Origin of the sequence: Bartonella sp. AP30XZML (assembly GCF_042195945.1) — a bacterium.
Classification (GTDB): Bacteria; Pseudomonadota; Alphaproteobacteria; order Rhizobiales; family Rhizobiaceae; genus Bartonella.
In genome coordinates this window covers 1-1,020 of the sequence record NZ_JBHIPJ010000085.1, presented here as the reverse complement: position 1 = coordinate 1,020, position 1,020 = coordinate 1, and the positions used below count along the sequence as shown (strand labels likewise).

1 protein-coding gene is annotated in these 1,020 nt (G+C 32.0%); it reads right to left on the bottom strand.

The annotated features are described in order from the left end of the window. Positions 1-114: 114 nt before the first annotated feature. Positions 115-855 (bottom strand): type IV secretion system protein, encoded by a 741-nt coding sequence (locus tag ACFIL2_RS06295; RefSeq protein ID WP_375677141.1) that lies wholly within the window; start codon positions 853-855, stop codon positions 115-117. Positions 856-1,020: the final 165 nt, after the last annotated feature.

Genomic DNA, 1,020 nt, shown 5'->3' with positions numbered 1-1,020 from the left:
ATCTTGGCTTTGATAAAATCTCTGTGTCTCTTTGAATTATTGGGATAGTACTGAACCCTGTAAATTAGCTTTTGTGTTCATGAAAAAAGCAAATGTTGTAAAGAGCTTTATTCGCTAAATTCTTACACTGGGCATACTTCTGTGCTCAAAGTTCACTATTTTTCCATACAATTTACGTTTTTGTATTTCGATAAGAAGCTCTTCATTATCGCGTAAATTTCTGACCATTTGTAATTTTGCATATTCATTTTGGAGCATGGATGACATGTTCCTGATGCGTGTTTGTAGCTCGAAAACTTCCGCTAGATTCGTTGTTCTATTTATCTCATCTAAGAAATCGATGATTTGCGTAAAGCGCTTCTCTACGTCTTTGAAAGTTTGCAAGCTTACAGCTTTTTCGACAATTCCACTATATTTAAGACGCTTATCAATTATTTGCCGCATCATCTTTGGCGGAAGGCTCCAAAAGTTTGACCTTTTCTCTTCGGCATAAATAGAAAATGAAATGTCTTTGAGATTGGGATACTCAGTCACAAATAGGTTATGGTAGTTTTGGTTTAGTTTTGCGTAGATAGGCATATCGTGTAAGAAAAAATTCCCCTCCTCTTTTATTCTTAGTTCTGTTATTCTACTTCCTGTTATAGATTGATAGACTTTTTTCGCGTTATTGATCTGCTCTTCAGTTACTTTAATTTTTTCTGTTAACAACTGAATAATTTTCAGATATTCTGTTGAGGAGGAGATTTGGATAGTTGAAGTTTGAGCGTCAGAACCCCAACTAAAGTTAGACCTTAGAGTTAAATCTATCATTGCCAAAAGACTAATCATTCCTATTGTAATAAATCGTTTTTTCACCTTAACACTCCTCTTTTTGACGATTAAAAAAGCCCAACATTTTTTATCATTATTATAATTTTAATAATAAAGTAAAGCATATAATTTACGATAATTTATCTTTTCTTAATTTCATTTTTTAATTTATGAAAATAGCTCAATTTCAGTGCGAATATTTTTTACTTT